Origin of the sequence: Pseudoalteromonas sp. S3776, assembly GCF_005886915.1 — a bacterium.
In the GTDB taxonomy this organism is placed as follows: domain Bacteria; phylum Pseudomonadota; class Gammaproteobacteria; order Enterobacterales; family Alteromonadaceae; genus Pseudoalteromonas.
In genome coordinates, this window is the sequence record NZ_PNCU01000105.1 from 1 (window position 1) to 324 (window position 324).

Below are 324 nucleotides of genomic sequence, written 5' to 3' on the forward strand. Positions count from 1 at the left end.
TTGTTGCTGTGATGTCAAAGCGTAATAACCAGCGTTTGAGCGCTTGTTCTCTATTCAAAGGAAACTCTTCAAGACATTCCCTAAAACTTGGAAATGCGTCTGCAAGTTGTTTACTGGTATCCACATTAAACCCATTTGCAAGTAAGACCTTGGCTTGTTTGTGGCTAATGTCGCTCAAAGGCAGTTTTTGAACTAATTGTTCACACGTGTCATCAATACTGCGGGCAATAAAACATATAGAAACAGGGAGAGACGGTCGCCCTGTACACAAGCTCTTTGACAAAGCTGCCAGCGTAATACTTGGTCTCTGGCTGAGCATGTTAA

General features: G+C 42.6%; 1 protein-coding gene. It reads right to left on the bottom strand.

What is annotated here, in order from left to right:
- Nucleotides 1-324: hypothetical protein (locus CWC16_RS20075; RefSeq protein ID WP_212747451.1), on the bottom strand; the 324-nt coding region annotated here is incomplete at both ends.